Origin of the sequence: Vibrio atypicus (assembly GCF_009811315.1) — a bacterium.
Classification (GTDB): domain Bacteria; phylum Pseudomonadota; class Gammaproteobacteria; order Enterobacterales; family Vibrionaceae; genus Vibrio; species Vibrio atypicus.
The window spans coordinates 37,499-57,907 of record NZ_BLID01000015.1 but is presented as its reverse complement, the minus strand read 5'-3'; the positions used below and the strand labels follow the sequence as shown (position 1 = coordinate 57,907).

Genomic DNA, 20,409 nt, shown 5'->3' with positions numbered 1-20,409 from the left:
ATGATCAAACTCTTCAATTTAAGATTTTGTTCGGCTCAATGAATACTGACTTCAAAACTACTGTGTAATTTTAAAGCTATTATCGTTCCAACAGAACGATAATGAATTGACTGTGCCAAATAACCGAGGTTATTTGTATTGGTCACTTCGTTTCATTGAAACCTAATTTGATACCGAGGTATCTAATTGGATTATCATCAACGAGTGCCCACACAGATTGATAGGTCTATATTTTTAAAGAGCTTTTTCTAACATCCGCTGCGCTTAGCACCTCGTTGCTAGGGGTGCGTATCTTACGCTTCCCAACTAGAGAGTCAAGCGTTTTTTCAAACTTTCTTTTTCTCCCTTCGACTCGCCGTGTGACTTTCGTCTCACTCCGTGTCGGTGAGGCGGCATTATAGGGAGGTCACTGAAGATGACAAGCGTTTTTTCGCATTTAATTTCCGTTTGGTCAAAAAGGAAACAAAACAGTTGGAATAGAATAAAATTTCAACATTTGAGTCATGTCACATCAATGCGTTGGAAAAACAACAACCATATACGTAATATCTCTGTGTCTATTTTGTTAACAGTAGACATTACTTTTTTCGTAAACTAACAGTTGTATTCTAATATGAACTCAAACAAATCGACCTTAATGGTTGCCGCCGTCGCAATCTTAGGTGCAATCATCTTTTCGCAGGTTGCAATCTCGCCTGCTATTAGTTTTGTGATTGGTGTTTTTGCTTGCGCTTTTGTTATCAAATTTTCGAACACCACTCCAATCGACGCGCCACTTAATGATCCTTCAACTAACACGCTTTATGTCGGCAACCTGCCATACAAAGCAAACGAGTCTAATGTCAAAGAGCTATTTTCTAAGCATGGGGAGGTTTTCGCTGTCCGCTTAATGAAAGATAAACGAACAGGTAAAAGACGAGGCTTTGGCTTTGTTGTTATGGCTGCATCTGACGCACCAGCTGCCATTGAAGCGTTAAATGAGAATGAGTATATGCAGAGAACTTTAAAAGTTCGTATTGCTAATGACCCTAAATCGTCAACGGAAAGTGCTGAACAGGCGTAAAACCTAACGGACTCAGTGCTTGATTTAAGGCTCCCTCTTCCCAAGGGGGAGTCGTTGAGAAAATTTGACGCTCTCCTATTTCTTCACTATCTACCATTTCTAGCAATGAACTTACGCGTCTCGCTATTGCTTCCCCAGAATCCACCAGCAGCACAGACTCCCCAAGAACATATTGAATCTCATCTTTAATCAATGGAAAGTGAGTACAACCTAATACCGCCACATCGACGCTACCTTGCATTGGTTTAAGGATTCGCTCGAGCTCTAACAGATCAACGGGATTACCTCGCAGCTTTTCTTCCGCAATATCGACCAGACGCGTAGAGCCTAGCATTTCGACTGGTTTACTTTGTGCAAAGCTGCGAATTAAGTCATGGGTGTACTCTCTGGTGATTGTCGCTGGTGTCGCAATCAGACCAACCGCTTTGTTTGCCATGTTAGATGCAGGCTTAATCGCAGGTACAACACCTACAACGGGGATAGAGAGATGAGACCTTAATGTCGGAAGAACAATCGTGCTCGCTGTATTGCAAGCAATCACCACTAAATCGATACTTTGTTCTTTTACCATCTGCTTAACGAGAGATTCAACACGAGTTACTAACGTATCATGTGCTAACTCCCCATATGGATATGCTTCATTATCAAAGATGTAGGTGTAATCCAGTTGTGGCAGCTTGGCAACAATCTCTTGGTAGACAGACAGCCCACCGACACCAGAATCAAAGATAAGGATATTTGCTTTATTAGACACGTTCACTAACTCATGTAAGTAGATGTGGCAATCATACTCACAACAAGTTATTTGGCAATCTCTTGGCCGTGTAACGTTGATATGAAAAACGTTCTCCTCGTTCAATATGGGTTAGCTTTAGCTCTAAATGACCTTGAAAGCTTTCGGTATGAGTGACCAGAGTATGGAATTCACCGTTCTCACCGCAAGGATCAATACTGATTGGCAGTTCACTTATCAAGGTATTATTAAACCAACGACCACAGAACTCCTCACTCAATACATCTCGGTCAACGGTCACAACAAGAGTGTGTATTCCTCGCTCATTGATTTCATTCGCTAGTTGCTTGGTTTCTTCTCCCATAAGAGGGAAAACGCATTCCCACCCAGCAGGTTCAATATAGCTACGACGATATTCGGCAATACCATTGCAAAACATGTCACCAAAAGCCACAGCATCAATGGTTAGGTGACTCTGCTTTAGCGCTTTCACTATTGTCGATTGATAAAGATCATTCGATGGAAAGATTTCCGGAAGTTCTATTTTAATCAGTGGTAGCCGAAGTAATTGAGCTTGAAGATCTAACACATACAGAGGCGTTGCCTGAAAGGGCACTTCATGTTTGACGTAGCTGGTATATAACCCAACAACATTATAGTTTGGATCTTTCTGCAAGCGTTCTAGAGTCAACGCCGAGTCTTTGCCACTCGACCAACTGATAATGACATTCTTTTTCATGCTTTTTATCTATCGGTAAGAAAAAACCGCCCGGAGGCGGTTTAAGGTATTTAGAATTGGTAGCTTGCTGTTAAATAATAAGCACGCTCATTTCCTGAATAGTAACCGCCATAGTATACGTAGCTGGCATACTGTTTATTAAATAAATTATCAGCGCGAAGGGAAAGAGCTAAATCTGAATAACGATAGTTTAGAGCCAGATTCACCAGCCAGTAAGCATCTAACTTATCTTTACTATTACCATGGTCGCCATCTTCATAGCGCTTACCGGTATATGTCGCGTCGGTATACAGATCAAAGTTTTGGGTTATGTCGTAACTTAAGCCTAATTTACCAGTGTTCTTGGCAACCCAAGCGACTTGGTTACCTTTATTTGCACCCTCAGTAAATTCTGCGTCTACGTAGTTATACTCAGCTGTTAATAGGATATCTTGAAGCACATATAACTCACCCGTTACTGAGCCACCCTTACGAGTTGAAGCATCCGCATTCATATTCGCTCCATTCCCCGTACCAGGATCTGTCGCGTATACAATTTCGTCCTCAAGTTCGAGATGATATAAATTAACGCCCACGCTGTATGTTGGCTGATAGAAGTTCCAACCTAACTCGTTAGAGAGACCAGTTTGTGGCTTAAGGCCTTTCACACCTGGCTGGGTATACGATTGCTCAGATACTTTAGCAAAACGGAAGTTACTCTCCGTGCGCGCATAAAGGCGCGAGTTATCGGTTAACGCATAATTTACAGACAACTCATAGGCAGAAGCGTTTTCTTTTAGCTTTTCTCCATCTGGGAACTGAGCAGCATCTTCAATATCATCCTCAACGGAAGCATAGCGACCACCGAAATTTAGCGTTAGGTTATCCAGAATAGGGTGCGTATAGCGAGCGTATGTATTCCACGAACTTTGCTCATTCTCACGATCAGTCCAAGACCCCAAGTATTCATAGTTATTTCGAGAGAGGTCTATACCTACGATTAAGTTCGCCGCCCCGTTATCAGTCTCGAAGCCACCTTCCACTTGACCTGCATAAAACAGCTGGCCACCTTTAGCCTCCTTATTGCTTCCCCACGCAACACCACGCTCCTGGGTATCGTCAAAAAGAATTTCATTCTTTAGAAGCCAGTTATGAGATAACTGCTGGTCATACCCCAAACGAACCGCGCGCGTAATTGCGTGATTATGATCATCAGGATAAGCGGTGTTAGCCTGGCTAGGGTCTTTCTTAAACTGTTCTTCCGTTAAGCTACCTGCGTATTCGCGCTCAACGTCATAGTAAGCCAACTCAATAAATAGTTTCTTTGACTCATCTTGATAGTCAACGCGACCTAATACTGAGCCATTTTGACTGGCATTATGATCTCGGTAATTATCTGAGTTATCTTGAGTTGCAGAGAAGCGATAGCTAAATGCATCATTGATAGGGCCAGATGCTGAGATATTTTGCACCGTTGAGTTAAAACTGCCGTAAGAAGTACTTACTCCCACTCGGTTTTCTTTCGAAGAGCGAGTAACAATGTTAATGACGCCACCCACGGCTTGATCACCATACAAAACCCCTGCACTTCCTGACAAGATCTCGATACTTTCGACATCATCAAGTTGAACAAAACTTAAATTTGGCGCTACCAAGTCCTGTGAATTTAGTCGACGTCCATCGAGCATAACTAAGGTGTTACTTGATGCTTGCTCACCGCTAAAGCCGCGAATTGAAAACGCTGGGCCACTATTGGAATCGGACACCTGAATACCAGAGCGGCCACGTAATAATGATTCCAGTGATTTTGCACCGCTCTTCTCGATTTCATCACGAGAGATAACAACGACATTCGAAGGAATATCAGAAATCGTGTTGACGTTTTCACTGCGGGCGAAAACGACAACAGTCTCATCAACAGAGACTTCTTGGGCTAAGGTATAGGTAGAAGGGAGCAGCGACGCCACGGCCACCGCTAAAATAGATCGGTTCATTTTTATAGTCCTAAATCGCGAAAATCCTACCGAGCTTGAAGCGTTTGCTTCCAGTATTGGGCTCAGCTGCTGGCAGGTATTCGGACTTAGAGCTTGAATATAGATAGATACATTCATCCTACTTCTCCGACTTCCCACACAGTCCTCTGTGCAGTGTCATTTGGAGGTTCGTTCTCTTTACCGCTGCGCGTCAGTTCTGGATTCTCACCAGATTCCCTATTCAGCCATCTATACATCTAGATAGCACCAGCTTGGGGCAGATGGTATTAAGCTATTGATAGTTTGTCTAGTTAAGATTGGTATAAGCTATAGTTTTACAGCAGGTTTCTGCAGTGATTACCATGCAATGCTGGACATCAAGCAGGGATTGAATAAAATCTGCGCTCTCAAACAAAACGCACCATGCACAGGCAATAACCCAAAGGTAAGAATCATGGCTACTCTTGATGTAAACCCACAACGCTACCAAGAACAACTGGCAGAGAAAGTTGAACGTCTAACTGAGATGTTCGCTCCATATAATGTGCCAGAGCTTGAAGTGTTCGAATCACCAGAGCAGCACTATCGCATGCGTGCTGAGTTTCGTGTCTGGCATGAAGGTGAAGACCTGTATTACATCATGTTCGATCAAGAGACGCGTGAAAAATACCGTGTTGACCAATTCCCTGCTGCCAGCCGTTTAATCAATGATTTGATGCCACTACTAGTCGATGCGATGAAAGACAATGAGTCGCTACGTCGCAAACTCTTCCAAGTGGATTTCTTATCAACATTGAGTGGTGAAATTCTTGTTTCACTGCTTTACCACCGTCAGCTTGATGAAGAGTGGATTGAAAACGCGAAAGCACTCAAACAGCGTTTAAATGATGAAGGCTTCAACCTAAACATCATTGGCCGTGCACGTAAGATGAAGATCGTATTAGACCGCGACTACGTGATCGAAAAGCTAGATGTCAATGGCAAGCCATACATCTACCAACAAGTAGAGAACAGCTTTACACAACCTAACGGTAAAGTAGCGGAGAAAATGCTGGAGTGGGCTGTCGACTGTACTCAAGAGAGCCAAGGTGATTTGCTTGAACTTTACTGTGGTAACGGCAACTTCTCGTTGGCACTAGCGCAAAACTTCGATCGTGTTTTAGCTACAGAATTGGCAAAACCTTCTGTTGTCTCGGCACAGTACAACATTGCAGCGAACAAAATTGATAACGTACAAATTCTACGTCTATCTGCGGAAGAATTTACCGAAGCGATTGAAGGTAAGCGTGAGTTCCGCCGTTTAAAAGATGCAGGTGTAGATCTAAACAGCTACAACTGCAACACCATCTTCGTTGATCCACCGCGTTCTGGTATGGACATCGACACTTGTAAAATGGTGCAAGGTTACGAGCGTATTATGTATATCTCTTGCAACCCAGAAACCCTAAAAGAAAATTTAGATATTCTGAGCGAGACTCACAACGTTACTCGATTCGCTCTCTTCGACCAATTCCCATTTACTCACCACATGGAAGCGGGTGTGCTACTAGAGCGTAAAGCGTAGCCACCAAGATATAGACATAAAAAAACGAGCCATTTGGCTCGTTTTTCTATTTAATCAAAATTACTCAGCGCTAGTTGCTGTTGGGCGAGACATATAGCCAAGCTTTTTCGCTACCCAAACCAAAAGACCCAAGGTAATGAAGATCGCCAACATGTTAGAGCCTGCATCAGGGTACTGAGCTTTGATGAAAGCAGAGTGACCAAATGCACCAACAAAGAAACAAGCTAGCCCGATGAGCGGGATATCTTCTGATACTGGTTTACTTAAATATTCTTGATACAGAGTTTGTACAGCTAGTACGAGAGCAATGAGTGGAAAAATAGAGAAAGAAACTTCGCTCATTGTCAGCCATGACAACATCGCGTCACCACACATACCAGCAACAAGAGCTAATACGAGCGTTTTCTTCTCAGAACCACGATTAACTTGGTTTGCTTCATTCGACATCAATCTATCCCACCTTTTAATCGGTTACGTTCACGTTCTTTGCGATACCAATAAGCCCCTTTGGCCATCATTCGCAATTGCATTATTAGACGCTCCGCGAGTTCATCACGTGCACGTCCATCTAAATCTAAAGCTTCAGCACCAGAGTTAAAAACCAGAGTGACGGATGCTTCGGCTTGAGTAAACGCCTCTTCACGGGTCATCCCTGTACCAATTAGATATTCAGTCAACTCTGCTGCAAAATGTTGGATCTCTCTAGCTACTGCAGCGCGAAACTCAGCCGACGTTCCGGAGCGTTCACGTAGCAATAAGCGAAAGACGTTAGGGCTACTCTCGATAAACTCCATAAAGGTTTCTACCGATGTGCGAATCACACTACCCTCTTTAACGATACGTTGGCGAGCCTGACGCATCAATTGACGAAGTAATAATCCTCCTTCGTCGACCATGGTTAAGCCCAACTCATCCATATCTTTGAAATGACGATAAAATGAAGTTGGTGCAATACCCGCCTCTCTAGCGACTTCGCGTAAACTTAAGTTTGAGAAGCTTCTATCGGCACTGAGCTGACTAAACGCTGCATCAATTAATGAACGACGCGTTTTTTCTTTTTGCTGTGCGCGGATTCCCATGGATTTCATAATTGTTATTCTATTTCTTATCTTAGTAGCCATTAATATACAACGATTGACCTAGGGAAATAAGCCAAAAATGTCGCTCTGTGACTACCGATGGGCAATTAAACCGAGTTAGCGCCAATTTTCAATCTTTTCGCTTCTAATTAGAGATATACAGCATACCCTTTGTGATATTTGTTTGATTCTACGTGATCTCAACGACTCTCTAGTGCGCTTTTCATTTACCCAACTAAGGAATCAGTTAAAATCTCGCTACAGCAATGTTAAGACAATATAACAAGGAAAAGAGCTATGGCGGAGAGTAACCACTTTGATGTAATCGTTATTGGTAGTGGCCCCGGCGGTGAAGGGGCAGCGATGGGATTAACCAAAGCGGGGTTGAATGTTGCCATTGTTGAGAAAGAGAGCAGCGTCGGTGGTGGTTGTACTCACTGGGGAACCATTCCCTCTAAAGCATTACGCCACGCGGTAAGCCGTATCATCGAGTTCAATAACAACCCGCTATTTTGTCATAACAACACTAGCTTACACTCCACCTTTTCTAACATCCTTGGCCATGCAAAGTCAGTCATCGACAAGCAAACCCGCTTAAGACAAGGTTTTTACGACCGTAACCAATGTTCACTGATCTTTGGTACCGCGCGCTTTGTCGATAAGTACACAATTGCCGTTATGCAGAGTGATGGCACAGAAGAGACATACAGCGCAGACCGCTTCGTCATTGCAACTGGCTCACGCCCTTATCAACCAGACAATGTCGACTTTATGCATGAGCGAATCTACGACAGTGATTCCATCTTAAGTCTTAAACACGATCCTCGTCATATCATCATTTACGGTGCGGGGGTTATCGGCTGTGAGTATGCATCTATCTTCCGCGGGCTTGGCGTCAAAACCGATCTGATTAACACTCGTGACCGACTGCTTTCATTCCTCGATAACGAAGTTTCTGACGCGCTTTCTTACCACTTCTGGAACAGTGGCGTGGTAATACGCAACGATGAAACCTTTGAGAAAATTGAAGGCACAGAAGATGGTGTGATTGTGCATCTAGAATCTGGCAAAAAAATGCGAGCCGACTGTATTCTTTATGCCAATGGTCGAACGGGTAATACCGACAAACTTAACTTATCAGCGGTTGGGCTAGAGGCAGACTCTCGTGGACAGTTGAAAGTTGATGGCAATTACCAAACAGAAGTCGATCACGTATACGCAGTGGGTGATGTGATTGGTTACCCAAGCCTAGCCAGTGCGGCATACGACCAAGGACGATTTGTGGCGCAAGCAATCAATAAAGGTCAAGCCGATGGTAATCTGATTGATGATATCCCAACGGGTATTTACACCATTCCAGAAATCAGCTCTGTAGGTAAAACGGAGCAAGAGCTGACTGCGGCGAAAGTCCCTTACGAAGTTGGACGCTCTTCATTCAAACACTTGGCTCGCGCGCAAATCGCAGGCAAAGACATCGGTAGTTTGAAGATCCTCTTCCATCGAGAGACAAAAGAAATCTTAGGCATTCACTGTTTTGGTGAGCGTGCAGCAGAAATCATTCACATCGGCCAAGCGATCATGGAACAAAAAGGCGAAGCGAATACCATCGAGTATTTCGTCAATACCACTTTCAACTACCCGACAATGGCTGAAGCGTATCGCGTTGCAGCACTGAATGGTTTAAACCGCTTGTTCTAACATCACAAATGAGAACACAAAAAGCCTGCGCAAATAATTACGCAGGCTTTTTACTTTATGGATAAGACTGATTTAGTTCTGATTTAGATACGCAGCGTGAAACTCTAAATGCTCTTCAATAAAACTAGAGATGAAAAAGTAGCTGTGATCATAACCTGGCTGCATACGAACTTGGACATCAGAGTCATGTTCATTGGCAGCGGCAATCAAGAGTTCAGGTTTTAGCTGTTCGACTAAGAACCCATCTGCACTCCCTTGGTCGACCAAAATTGGTAGTTTCGCTTGTGCCTGTTTCAGTAGCTCGCTCGCGTCATACTGCTTCCAAGTTTCAAAATCATTACCTAGATACGCATTAAACGCCTTTTGTCCCCACGGACACTGCATTGGATTGCTGATCGGACTAAAAGCTGAAATCGAGCGATAATTGGCTGAGTTTTTAATACCGATAGTTAACGCTCCATGGCCGCCCATGCTGTGACCAGAGATCGACTTAATGCTAGAGACTGGGAAGTTCGCTTCGATCAAATCTGGTAGCTCTTGCGTCACATAGTCATACATATGATAGTGACGAGACCAAGGCTCTTGGGTTGCATTCAAATAAAAGCCAGCACCTTTTCCTAAATCATACCCCTCATCATCGGCTACATCATCCCCACGTGGGCTCGTATCTGGTGCAACGATAGCGATGCCAAGTTCCGCCGCTTTACGGAAAGCACCGGCTTTTTGCATGAAGTTTTCATCAGTACACGTCAAACCTGACAACCAATACAAAACGGGAACTGGCTCTGTTTTAGTCGCATTCGGTGGTAAGAAGATAGCAAAACGCATCGCGCAGTTAAGAGTATTTGATTGATGAGTATATTGTTTGTGCCAACCACCGAATACTTTGGCTTGGCTAATGTTTTCAATGGTCATAACAACCTCAATGGGAATTAGAAAAAACAAACGCCCATCTTTCAGGGCGTTATTTAAGTCAGATACGCTAGCTTATTTATCCATGTGTAGAACAGTACGGATAGACTCACCTTTATGCATTAATTCGAATGCGTCGTTTACATCATCAAGACCCATGGTGTGAGTGATGAACTCTTGAAGGCCAAATTCACCTTCCATGTAACGGTCAACAATGCCTGGAAGTTCAGTACGACCTTTAACACCACCAAACGCAGAGCCACGCCATACACGACCAGTCACAAGCTGGAATGGACGAGTTGAGATCTCTTGACCTGCACCAGCTACACCTATGATGATCGATTCACCCCAACCTTTATGACAACACTCTAGAGCTTGGCGCATCACATTAACGTTACCGATACACTCGAATGAGTAATCCACACCGCCGTCAGTCATCTCAACGATCACTTCTTGGATTGGCTTGTCGAATTTCATTGGGTTAATGCAGTCTGTCGCGCCAAGCTGTTTTGCTAGTTCGAATTTGCTCTCATTGATATCAACACCAATGATTTTGCTCGCGCCAGCCATACGCGCACCGATGATTGCAGATAGACCGATACCACCTAGGCCAAATACAGCAACTGTGTCGCCCTTCTCTACTTTCGCCGTGTTCAGCACCGCACCCATACCGGTTGTTACACCACAACCTAGAAGACATACTTCTTCTAGCGGTGCTTCTTTACTTACTTTCGCCAGTGAGATTTCTGGAAGCACTGTGTACTCAGAGAATGTTGAACAACCCATATAATGGAAGATTGGCTCACCGTTGATAGAGAAACGGCTAGTACCATCTGGCATTAGGCCTTTACCTTGAGTTTCACGTACTGCCTGACACAAGTTAGTTTTGCCTGATTTACAGAACTTACACTCGCCACATTCTGCTGTGTAAAGTGGGATAACATGGTCACCGACTTCAACACTTGTTACGCCTTCACCGACCATTTCAACAATACCACCACCTTCATGGCCTAGGATTGAAGGGAAGATACCTTCTGGATCATCACCAGATAGAGTGAACAAATCAGTGTGGCAAACACCAGTAGCAACGATGCGAACTAGAACCTCACCCGCTTTCGGAAGTTCAACATCAACTTCTTCACGCTTAAGTGGTTCGCCCGCTGCCCATGCAACCATAGCTTTTGATTTAATATGAGTTTGACCAGGTTTTAGTTCAAGTGCCATTGGATTTTCCTTCAATAAGGGTATTTAAGAGGACGCAATAAGCGTAGTTGAGCTTTTGTCTCAGTGCTGCGTCGTTTTGTTGGTGCCTATTTTAGGTGTTTCATAAAAAATGATAATCCCCTCATTTTGAAAATGATTTTTACCCATATGTAACAATGGTATTTGGTGATAAAAAAACCGGACACGAAGTCCGGTTCACTATCTATCTCATCGTCAGGCTAAAAAACGGCCCTGACGCCACTGAATAGTAAGGATAACGCCCAGTGTTATTCCTCTCATGGCCATGAAACTTAGCATTGCCAGCCACAATGCATGATTACCAATGGCTGCGCTGAGATAAAAAGTCGCAAAAAAGGTACAAGTGGATAAAAACATACCATTACGCATCTCTCTACCTTTCGTTGCGCCGATAAAAATACCATCTAATAAGAAACACCACATTGACACGAGCGGCATGGCCATCAACCAAGGTAAATACTGCAAAGCAATCGTATGAACTTGAGGAATATTAGTGATCAAGCCGATCATGTTTGATCCGAAAAGCGCAAACACCAGAGTCAGTATTGAACAGATGATGAAGCTCCAAAAGAACGTTCCGATTAAGGATTGGTTAAGCTGCTGCCTATCTTTAGCACCAATCGCTTTACCGACCATCGCTTCCATTGCGTAAGCGAAACCATCCATACCATAGGAAATAATCATTAAAAAGCTCATCAGTACCGCGTTGGCTGCCACGATGTCATCGCCAAAACTCGCTCCCTGAAACGTCATAAAAGTAAACGTCGCTTGTAGGCAGAGTGAGCGAAGAAAGATATCTCGATTCAACTTTACAAATCGACTTAGCCCATTCGCACTATCTTTAATTAAGCCGACTAACGCTGGCAGTTGATCCGCTTGCCATTTGCGCCATACACAATAAAGACCAAAGCTCATTCCTGTGTAGTCAGCAATAACAGAAGCCAGTGCTGCTCCTTCCACTTTCCAACCAAAGCCAAGTACAAACAGAACGTCTAAGCCAATATTGGTCAAGTTAGAAATGATCACCATCCACATCGGGGCTTTGGCATTCTGTGTTCCAAGTAGCCAACCTAACAAGACAAAATTGGCTAACGCAGCAGGCGCGCTCCAAGCTCGAATGGAAAAATATTGCTGACCATAATGCTTCACTTGTTCACTGGCATCGCTAAACGAAAATACCCAATCGGCGATCAGTGAATGAAATAGCAGAAAGAACGTGGCGAATCCAAACGCCATAGCCATCCCTTGGGTGAATACGAGACCCAGTTGATGCTTACTGTTCGCCCCATACGATTGAGCAGCCAATCCAGTGGTCGACATGCGTAAAAATCCCAATAACCAAAAGGTCACGCTGATCATTGTGCTGCCTAGAGCGACACCACCTAAATACCAGGCGTGTTCAAGGTGGCCGATCACTGCTGCATCCACCAGCCCCAACAAAGGAACGGTGATATTGGACAGCACCATAGGAATCGCGAGCAGAAGAACTTGTTTATGAAGAGAGCGATTTGAGAGAGTTTGAAATAGTTGCACGTTGCCACTCTAAAATAAGATTGAGTGGCAAGTGTACCGAGATCACCAGCGAAGCTGAACCACTACTGGCGTTAAGCGCTGTTTTAAGGCATGAATTTTGGTAATGCAACGCTGCCAGAATTTCCAACGGCCGCAATCTTTATCAAGGGGAGAATACGTTTTTACCCAACGTGCCCAAGGAAGATAATTCAGCATTGAGTCACCTGGTGCGCTATAGCCGTGAGCATAGCTTCCCGCACCCATTTTTTGGCCCAGCTTTGACGCGCACAAGTCACCAGCCAACACCACGCATGCACGAGCACTATCAAAGTGGCACCCTAACGCTTGAACAAATTTTGCGACTTGTTGTTCATTGCAATCAAGTAATGCATGTTCACAAACAATCATCACCGGTGTTTTTTCTGGGATAGGCAGTGAATCTAACCAACTTAAATCCGTCACACTACCGCACATATGGTTGTAGCGTTCACTATTGTGAAACAGCTTTTGACGCCAGAGTAAGTTCTCCGTCACATCTAACTCTAACCAGTGACAGCGGCCATTATCAACTCGATAAAAACGGGTATCGAGGCCAGCGCCGACATTAACAATCCAACCATCTGGGTTACGTTTTATAAATGCAGAGACTTGCTGATCACACAGTTGAGTAAGCGTCACATGAAGCAGTTGTTTTTGATCGATGTCACCAGATAGGCATTCTGGAGCAAGTTGGCACCGCTGACATGCGCGAGCAGCAATAGGATCATAGACAAGGCCATTATCCACCAAGCTTTCTCGGCTACGAAGCCAAAGCGGCTGCAAGAGGTTTGCAGGTATTTGATAGCGAGATTTCGCTAACTTGGTTTTGGGGGCCATTATCATCATCCTTCCATACTGGAAAGAAGATGATAATGAATATCACTTACAAAATCAATAAGTGAGAACTAATCTCATTCGAGAGTATTACATCCAGTCGGTATTACGAATAATGCCAACGGCTAGGCCTTCAATCGCTAAGCTCTGGCAAGTAAGATCAACTTTAATCGGTGCAAACTCTTCGTTTTCAGCATGCAGTAATACGGTTGAGCCTTTACGCTCTAAACGCTTAACCGTTACGTCTTCATCAACGCGAGCAACAACAACTTGCCCATCACGAACGTCTTGAGTTTTATGTACCGCAAGTAAATCGCCATCCATAATACCGATGTCTTTCATACTTTCGCCATTTACACGCAATAAGAAATCAGCTTGAGGTTTAAACATCCCAGGATCCACTTGGTAGTGAGTCTCGACATGCTCTTGAGCCAAGATCGGCTCACCCGCTGCGACTTGACCAATTAAAGGTAAGCCTTGGTCATCGTTGGCTGCGTCTTCGAGTAGGATACGAATCCCGCGCGAAGCACCCGGAATAATTTCGATCGCTTCTTTACGAGCAAGCGCTTTTAAGTGTTCTTCAGCAGCATTTGCTGAGCGGAAGCCAAGCTCACGTGCAATCTCAGCGCGTGTCGGTGGCATACCCGTGTCTTCAATTTTACTTTTGATTAGATCAAATACTTGTTGCTGGCGTGGCGTTAACGGCTTCATGAGTCACCTGTCTTTTTATACAGTTAACTGTGAGTATATCCAGTAACCTGCGAAATGAAAAGCAAATTGATTGTTTTTTGAATAGCTTAGAATCATGAATAGGGGAAATATCCGATTAATCAGTCAGCTGAATAAAATCAGACTAAATTGACGTTTTACTGGTCAATTTTAAGTAAAAGGTTCGACCAGTTTCTGATATCCTTGCTGGCTAAAAATACCCGCTTGGGCCCATTTCCACTTCTATAGTTAAGAATTGGAAATGTGCTTATGCAATTTATCTATTTTGAGGCTCAGAAGCTTTATGTCTTCCGGACAATCATTTTCTAGTTCACTGCTAAAACTGCCACTATCGGTTTTAGTGAAAGGAACCGCTATTCCAGCCAACCCAATTGATGATCTGAATATCGACATCAATAAACCGATTATCTACGCGCTGCCATACCGCTCGAATGTTGATTTAGTCACACTGCAAAAACAAGTCGTGAGCTTAGGTCTACCGGATCCATTTGAGCCAGTAGAAATCAATGGCAAATCGTTTAAACGTTTCGTCTTCACTTCTTCACGTGAAACCGTCATGACCAACGACAATGACGTTCCTAACGAATCAATTGCCCAGTTTTCTGAACTGCTTGAACAGCACCAGTACGACTCTGAGCTAGATGTTCAAGTGATTCCAACGACGGTTCTTTGGGGTCGTAAGCCGGGTAAAGAATCACAACAGAAGCCGTACCTTCAATCTCTCAACGGTCCACAAAAAGCCAAAGCAGTATTGCTGTCTGGCCGAGACTGTTTAGTGCGTATCAGCCCAGTTGTATCTCTGCGGTACATGGCAGACTCCCACGGCACTGATGCTTCAATTGCACACAAACTGGCTCGCGTGGCTCGTATTCACTTCTCTCGCCAAAAACTTGCGGCATCAGGACCAAACTTGCCAAGCCGACAAGCTCTATTTGAGCGTTTAATGAAGTCTGAAGCGATTGAACAAGTCATCAGAGATGAGGCCAATACGAAAGATATTCCGATCGAGAAGGTACGTAAAGAAGCGCACGCCATCATGGATGAAGTTGCCGCTGATTTCTCTTATTCATTGATTAAAAATGGTGAGCGTTTACTTGGTTGGTTGTGGAACCGAATTTACCAAGGCTTAAACATCACTAATGCTTCGACAGTTCGTAAGCTAGCACAAGACGGCCACGAGATTGTTTACGTTCCTTGTCACCGTAGCCACATGGACTATCTATTACTGTCTTATGTGCTTTACCGTGAAGGTATGGTGCCACCGCATATTGCTGCGGGTATTAACCTCAATTTCTTCCCTGCAGGCCCAATTTTCCGCCGTGGCGGTGCCTTCTTTATTCGCCGTAGCTTTAAAGGCAATAAACTCTACTCAACCATTTTCCGTGAGTACTTAGCAGAACTGTTTGCAAAAGGTTACTCGGTAGAATACTTCAGTGAAGGTGGTCGTTCTCGTACTGGTCGCTTATTGCAGGCGAAAACCGGCATGTTGGCGATGACCATTCAAGCAATGCTGCGTGGTTTGAACCGTCCGGTTACTCTAGTACCGGTTTACATTGGTTATGAGCACGTCATGGAAGTGGGTACTTACGCCAAAGAGCTACGTGGTTCTCGTAAAGAGAAAGAAAACGCAGGCTTAGTTCTACGCACGATTCGTAAACTGCGCAACTTTGGTCAAGGATACGTTAACTTCGGTGAACCTATTCCGCTCAACCAATACTTAAATGAAAATGCGCCAGAGTGGAGCAAAGACATCAACCCTATGGGTGGTAGTAAACCACAGTGGCTAAACCCTGTTGTGAATAATCTTGCAACTAAGATGATGACGCACATAAATGATGCAGCAGCAGCTAACGCATTAACACTGTGTGCAACGGCACTGCTAGCTTCTCGTCAACGCGCTTTATCCCGTGACAGCTTAGTCAATCAAATTGATTGCTACCTATCACTGCTGAAAAATGTACCTTACTCGACTACCTATACGGTACCAAGTGATGACGCTGAGTCATTAGTGAAACATGCTGAATCACTAGATAAGTTCTTAATCGAGTCTGACAGCATGGGCGATATTATTTCGCTCGACCGCAATCAATCCATTTTGATGACTTACTATCGTAACAACATCATCCACTTACTGGCCTTGCCTTCATTGATTGCGCAGATGCTGGTTCGTCAGCAGCAACTCTCTTTAGCGCAAATCCAAGCAAACGTCGCTTTGGTTTACCCATTCTTAAAGCAAGAGCTATTCTTGAGCATCGAAGAAGATAAGCTGGCTGAAGTAACGGAAGCTTATATCGAAGAGCTTGCTCACCAAGGGCTTGTAACGATTGATAACGAACACAATGTATCGATTCGTCAAGCCAATACACAAGTGCTAGTGCTACTAGGTCGAACCATTACAGAAACACTGCAACGTTACTCTATTGCATTGAATCTATTGGTTGCGAACCCAGAGTTAGGCAAATCAGATCTTGAACAGAAGAGTCAGGATATTGCCCAGCGACTTGGACGTTTGCACGGTATCAATGCTCCAGAGTTCTTCGACAAAGGCGTTTTCTCAGCGATGTTCAACACCCTGAAACAGCAAACCTACTTGGATGTTGATGGCAATTGCGATGCAGAAAAGTGTCAAACTTTAGCGAAGCTGCTTTATTCAATGCTTTACCCAGAAGTAAAACTGACTATCAAAGAGAGTATCTGTCAAACAACTGAGTAATACTCCTAGATTAGATAGATCAAAAAAGGGCATCCAAATGGATGCCCTTTTTAATTGCTATCGTCCGCTAGATAAAAGCTATAAACAAACCTACTGTGATGATCATACCGACATAATTATTATTCAAAAACGCACGAAAGCAGAGATCACGTTCACGATGACGGATAAGGTGTTGTTGGAAAACGAATAACGCTCCGGCAATTAATAGACTCCAGTAAAAGCTCGCGCCTAATTGATACCAAACACCCAGATAGATCAGCATAGCCAAAGTAATCAATTGCAGGACACCAATCACCATTTTATCGAATCGACCAAAGAGAATTGCCGTCGACTTAATGCCAATCTTTAAATCATCGTCTCTATCAACCATGGCATATTGGGTATCGTAAGCAATAGTCCAAAGCGCATTAACCACGAAAACAAACCACACCATCATAGGTAGTTCATTGGCTTGTGCCGCCCAAGCCATTGGAATAGCCCAGCTGAAAGCCAACCCCAAAAACAGTTGTGGTAAATGAGTGAAACGCTTCATGAATGGGTAGATAAATGCCAGCACAATACCCATAAACGAAAGTTTAATGGTCAGCGGATTCATGGTAAGAACAAGTAAGAAAGAAGCGATACCCAAAATCAAAAACAGCGTAATGGCCTCTTTTGAAGACACTCGGCCTGAAGGCAATGGTCTTTGACAGGTACGCTTCACATGACCATCGACTTTACGATCGGCAAAGTCATTGATCACACAACCCGCAGCTCTCATGAAGACCACACCAAGAATAAACACCACCAGTATTTTAGGGTCCGGAATGCCCTCAGCAGCGATGATTAACGCCCAGAGTGTTGGCCAAAGCAGCAGCAGAGTACCAATCGGCTTATCCATACGCATTAATTGCCAATAAGCGTGTGCTTTGTCAGCAGTCATTCCCGCTCTCCTTAGTATACATTGGCGCAGTTGGCAAAAAGAGTTCTGCCACCAACATCGGTTTGTGGTTCATCCATAATCTTGAGCGGCGCGCTAACATCTTCCCTTCAGGTGTATCAGCCCAACCCACTTGCAGAGCATCTCGCTTAACGTTTTCAGCACTAAACACCGTCAGTCCAAGAGGAATGTCGCCCTGTTGAGATAAGTCATACTGCTGATCTTCCATAGAAGAAAGTGGAATCAACGTACGGCCCAATACCCAAGCTTCACCATCGCCTTTTAAGACGACTTTACGTAACAGGCAAGGTTCTTGCGCCAACAGTTCAATTTCTTGTTGATTCAAGTTCCCTGCTTTAACCATTTTATTATGTAGTAGGTCTACAGTAAGACCTTGGCAATAAGAGCCGAGTAATCGAGACAGTGAGCCTTGTTCCATGACCCATTTTTCAGAGTTTTGATTTGGAAAACTAAAGTTTGCTGGATCTTGCCAGCTCACTTGGCGCAGTGCAGATAAATAAAGCGCAATCAATTGATTCATACTAGTATTCAATAAGTAGCCTTATCGTCGTACAATAAAGCTTCGATCTGAAGTGTTAACCACCGCATCGAGTACTTAACGCATTTTTATTACAAATAGATGCTCTATTGTAACAAGACTCAGGCGATTCGAGTATCGTGATTAGAAGAAAGAAAAGTTATAAATATGATTAAACGTTACCTAGCCCAAATATTTGTCGTTTGGACTTTGCTTGTCAGCTTACCCGCTCTTGCAGAAGAAGAAGGCGCACCGCAATTGGCTTACTTTACACTTGAGCCTGATCTCACCACCAATTTCTATACGAAAGGAAATAAGCTTAGCTATATCCAAGTTAGAATCGACATCATGGTCGCTAACCAAGCAGACTTAGCGACGATTGAACTTCACCAACCTTTGATTCGAGATGCTGTGATTGAGCTGCTAGGCCAGCAATCGGAAGATACTATTACTTCACTGTCAGGTAGAGAAGATTTAAGAAAAACGCTTGTTGAGCAACTTAACTCGATTTTGCTTCCTGAAACGGGCAAAACGATTATTGCCGACCTGCTGTTTACCAAGTACCTCTATCAGTAACCGGTAATAAAAAAGCGGCCATCGCCGCTTTTTTTTAATTCTTCTGCAGTCTGCTGGCATCGATCAAGCCGATAACCACCCCAGAAACGAGACCAGCTAAATGAGCGGTATTCGCTATCGCCATAAACGGCTGAACAAACCCCAATACTAGCCACACCAGCATAAAACCAATCACAGGCTTAGGCATGCTTAACCCCAACTGCGGCGCTTTGTAACCAAGCATCCACAGATAGCCCACTAACGCATACACCACACCCGACAAGCCACCAAAGTTTGCGCCCTCAACCCAGTATTGGCCTGCGCCAGACAGCGCTGCAGAAACCACAAACAATTGCAGTAACTTACCAGAGCCCAAACGCTGCTCAATATCACCACCAAGTTGCCACCACCACAATAAGTTGAAAGCAATGTGCATAATAGAAAAATGTAAAACCGCGTGACTCACCCAACGCCATAACTGCCACTCTTGACCTGCAAAGGCTGGAAAGTGCAGCCCAGAAAATACGGCGTTTCCGGCTCCGAGCTGCTGCATTGTGAAAATGACGATACACGTCAGCATGATCACAAGAGTGAAAGGGCCAGCTTTAGCTTTGATCATCGAAAGCATGCTTGGTGAATGATAGCTAAAGTGATTAGTTCGACTCTCCGCCATCGTCCATGACGCGGCTTGATATTTGGTCGCTGATGGATCGCTGAGGAAATGTTGAAGCTCAGCTTCCGCTTCTACTTGGTGTTCGTCTTGGCTTAACCATAAGGCAAACTGACCACTTCCCTCCGGCATCATCTGAATATCGATATTACGTGATGCCATATAGTCGATAAAAGCTTGCGCCATTCTAGGGTTGGTTAGGGTGATCAGTCTTACCATTCGCTTTTCCTATAGAGTACCAGTGTCAATCGGTAGCTCTGCTCGTTGCCAAGCTTCGAAGCCACCATCCACACTATACACCTGCTCGAAGCCTTGGTTAACCAAATATTGGGCGGCACCTTGACTGCTGATACCGTGGTAGCACATCACTAAGATAGGTTGTTCAAACTCCACCTCATTCATGAACTGCACCATGCTGTCATTGGTTAAATGATAAGCCGATTGTGAATGGGCAACAGCAAAAGACTGCGGGTCACGAATATCCACAAGCCTTGCTTCACCTTGCTCTAATAGAGCTTGAGCGCTCGTCACATCAATATGCTGAAACTGGTCCATTAACTTTCTCTCTACTGCTTTTTTTATTTGCTGGCATTGTAACCTATCCAGTGCTCAACAAGTACACGAGGTTAATAAGGTTATCCACCAGTGATCGTTTATTCACCATCTGTGGATAATATTGTGGATTACGTTGATAAAGTGTTTTTGATAATTTGGATCTACTATATGTAGTGATGATCCTTACTTTTTTGTGTGTAAAAGTAAAAGTATCCCCATAGGAGAAAGCGCTTGAATGCCTTTATTCACCCTGCTTTCTGACACCTAGCCAAGAAATTTACCACAGAGTTACCCACAGGTAGATACTCACAGTACGATCCCAAAAAAGAACGTTATCGGTAAATTTTCGATCGGAAACAAAAA

The 20,409-nt window shown here is 44.0% G+C and carries 19 protein-coding genes and 1 riboswitch; of the genes, 5 read left to right on the top strand and 14 right to left on the bottom strand.

Annotated elements, in window-relative coordinates; genetic code table 11:
• The first annotated feature begins 613 nt into the window (after positions 1-613).
• On the top strand, positions 614-1,063 hold the full coding sequence (locus GVO60_RS21330) for an RNA recognition motif domain-containing protein (protein WP_174855905.1): 450 nt from the start codon (positions 614-616) through the stop codon (positions 1,061-1,063).
• On the opposite strand, the gene murI is transcribed toward GVO60_RS21330, so the two are convergent.
• Genes murI through GVO60_RS21315 form a run of 3 tightly spaced genes read right to left on the bottom strand, consistent with a single transcriptional unit; the run spans position 1,029 to position 4,508 of the window.
• Positions 1,029-1,817, bottom strand: a complete 789-nt coding sequence (gene murI / locus GVO60_RS21325; protein WP_159657673.1) for a glutamate racemase — start codon at positions 1,815-1,817, stop codon at positions 1,029-1,031. The two genes, GVO60_RS21330 and murI, sit on opposite strands and share 35 nt — an antisense overlap.
• 37 nt (positions 1,818-1,854) lie before the next feature.
• Positions 1,855-2,535 (bottom strand): Dph6-related ATP pyrophosphatase, encoded by a 681-nt coding sequence (locus GVO60_RS21320; RefSeq protein ID WP_159657671.1) that lies wholly within the window; start codon positions 2,533-2,535, stop codon positions 1,855-1,857.
• 50 nt (positions 2,536-2,585) lie between these two features.
• Positions 2,586-4,508: a TonB-dependent receptor gene (locus GVO60_RS21315; protein WP_159657669.1), complete on the bottom strand. Its 1,923-nt coding sequence runs from the start codon at positions 4,506-4,508 to the stop codon at positions 2,586-2,588.
• A gap of 54 nt (positions 4,509-4,562) precedes the next feature.
• Positions 4,563-4,774: riboswitch (cobalamin riboswitch) on the bottom strand.
• A 167-nt stretch (positions 4,775-4,941) separates the two neighbouring features.
• On the opposite strand from GVO60_RS21315, the gene trmA reads away from it, so the two are divergent.
• Entirely contained in the window at positions 4,942-6,051 is a 1,110-nt protein-coding gene (gene trmA, locus GVO60_RS21310; RefSeq protein ID WP_159657667.1) for a tRNA (uridine(54)-C5)-methyltransferase TrmA, read from the top strand.
• Between the two features lie 60 nt (positions 6,052-6,111).
• Here the strand turns inward: trmA and GVO60_RS21305 are convergent, their stop codons facing one another.
• Complete coding sequence (locus tag GVO60_RS21305) at positions 6,112-6,498, bottom strand: YijD family membrane protein (protein ID WP_159657665.1); 387 nt, start codon at positions 6,496-6,498, stop codon at positions 6,112-6,114.
• On the bottom strand, positions 6,498-7,139 hold the full coding sequence (gene fabR, locus GVO60_RS21300; RefSeq protein ID WP_159657663.1) for an HTH-type transcriptional repressor FabR: 642 nt from the start codon (positions 7,137-7,139) through the stop codon (positions 6,498-6,500). The genes GVO60_RS21305 and fabR overlap by 1 nt, the downstream gene beginning before the upstream one ends.
• Before the next feature lie 288 nt (positions 7,140-7,427).
• Between fabR and sthA the strand changes: the two genes are divergently transcribed.
• Positions 7,428-8,828, top strand: a complete 1,401-nt coding sequence (sthA, locus tag GVO60_RS21295) for a Si-specific NAD(P)(+) transhydrogenase (protein ID WP_159657662.1) — start codon at positions 7,428-7,430, stop codon at positions 8,826-8,828.
• Positions 8,829-8,900: 72 nt separating this feature from the next.
• On the opposite strand, the gene fghA is transcribed toward sthA, so the two are convergent.
• From fghA to lexA, 5 genes are all read right to left on the bottom strand, one after another.
• On the bottom strand, positions 8,901-9,743 hold the full coding sequence (gene fghA / locus GVO60_RS21290) for an S-formylglutathione hydrolase (RefSeq protein WP_159657660.1): 843 nt from the start codon (positions 9,741-9,743) through the stop codon (positions 8,901-8,903).
• Between the two features lie 72 nt (positions 9,744-9,815).
• Positions 9,816-10,964 carry an S-(hydroxymethyl)glutathione dehydrogenase/class III alcohol dehydrogenase gene (locus GVO60_RS21285; RefSeq protein WP_159657658.1) on the bottom strand — a complete coding sequence of 383 codons (1,149 nt, stop codon included), beginning with the start codon at positions 10,962-10,964 and terminating at the stop codon, positions 9,816-9,818.
• 213 nt (positions 10,965-11,177) lie between these two features.
• Positions 11,178-12,515, bottom strand: coding sequence for an MATE family efflux transporter DinF (dinF, locus tag GVO60_RS21280; protein ID WP_159657656.1), 1,338 nt, complete (start codon positions 12,513-12,515; stop codon positions 11,178-11,180).
• A gap of 42 nt (positions 12,516-12,557) precedes the next feature.
• On the bottom strand, positions 12,558-13,370 hold the full coding sequence (locus tag GVO60_RS21275; RefSeq protein ID WP_159657654.1) for a class I SAM-dependent methyltransferase: 813 nt from the start codon (positions 13,368-13,370) through the stop codon (positions 12,558-12,560).
• An 87-nt stretch (positions 13,371-13,457) separates the two neighbouring features.
• Positions 13,458-14,078, bottom strand: coding sequence for a transcriptional repressor LexA (gene lexA / locus GVO60_RS21270; protein WP_159657652.1), 621 nt, complete (start codon positions 14,076-14,078; stop codon positions 13,458-13,460).
• 301 nt (positions 14,079-14,379) lie between these two features.
• Between lexA and plsB the strand changes: the two genes are divergently transcribed.
• The gene (gene plsB, locus GVO60_RS21265; protein ID WP_159657650.1) at positions 14,380-16,809 is read left to right on the top strand and encodes a glycerol-3-phosphate 1-O-acyltransferase PlsB; all 2,430 of its coding nucleotides are present in this window, start codon (positions 14,380-14,382) and stop codon (positions 16,807-16,809) included.
• 67 nt (positions 16,810-16,876) lie between these two features.
• Here the strand turns inward: plsB and ubiA are convergent, their stop codons facing one another.
• Both ubiA and GVO60_RS21255 read right to left on the bottom strand, forming a co-directional pair.
• Positions 16,877-17,731 (bottom strand): 4-hydroxybenzoate octaprenyltransferase, encoded by an 855-nt coding sequence (ubiA, locus tag GVO60_RS21260; protein ID WP_159657648.1) that lies wholly within the window; start codon positions 17,729-17,731, stop codon positions 16,877-16,879.
• Entirely contained in the window at positions 17,721-18,269 is a 549-nt protein-coding gene (locus GVO60_RS21255) for a chorismate lyase (RefSeq protein ID WP_159657646.1), read from the bottom strand. Before GVO60_RS21255 ends, ubiA begins: the two co-directional genes overlap by 11 nt.
• A 165-nt stretch (positions 18,270-18,434) precedes the next feature.
• Here GVO60_RS21255 and GVO60_RS21250 point away from each other — a divergent pair, with 165 nt between their 5' ends.
• Positions 18,435-18,842: a flagellar basal body-associated protein FliL gene (locus GVO60_RS21250; RefSeq protein ID WP_159657644.1), complete on the top strand. Its 408-nt coding sequence runs from the start codon at positions 18,435-18,437 to the stop codon at positions 18,840-18,842.
• A gap of 34 nt (positions 18,843-18,876) precedes the next feature.
• On the opposite strand, the gene glpG is transcribed toward GVO60_RS21250, so the two are convergent.
• Together glpG and glpE are read right to left on the bottom strand one after the other, a co-directional pair.
• Complete coding sequence (gene glpG / locus GVO60_RS21245) at positions 18,877-19,710, bottom strand: rhomboid family intramembrane serine protease GlpG (RefSeq protein WP_159657642.1); 834 nt, start codon at positions 19,708-19,710, stop codon at positions 18,877-18,879.
• A 9-nt stretch (positions 19,711-19,719) separates the two neighbouring features.
• Positions 19,720-20,046, bottom strand: a complete 327-nt coding sequence (glpE, locus tag GVO60_RS21240) for a thiosulfate sulfurtransferase GlpE (protein ID WP_159657640.1) — start codon at positions 20,044-20,046, stop codon at positions 19,720-19,722.
• Positions 20,047-20,409: the final 363 nt, after the last annotated feature.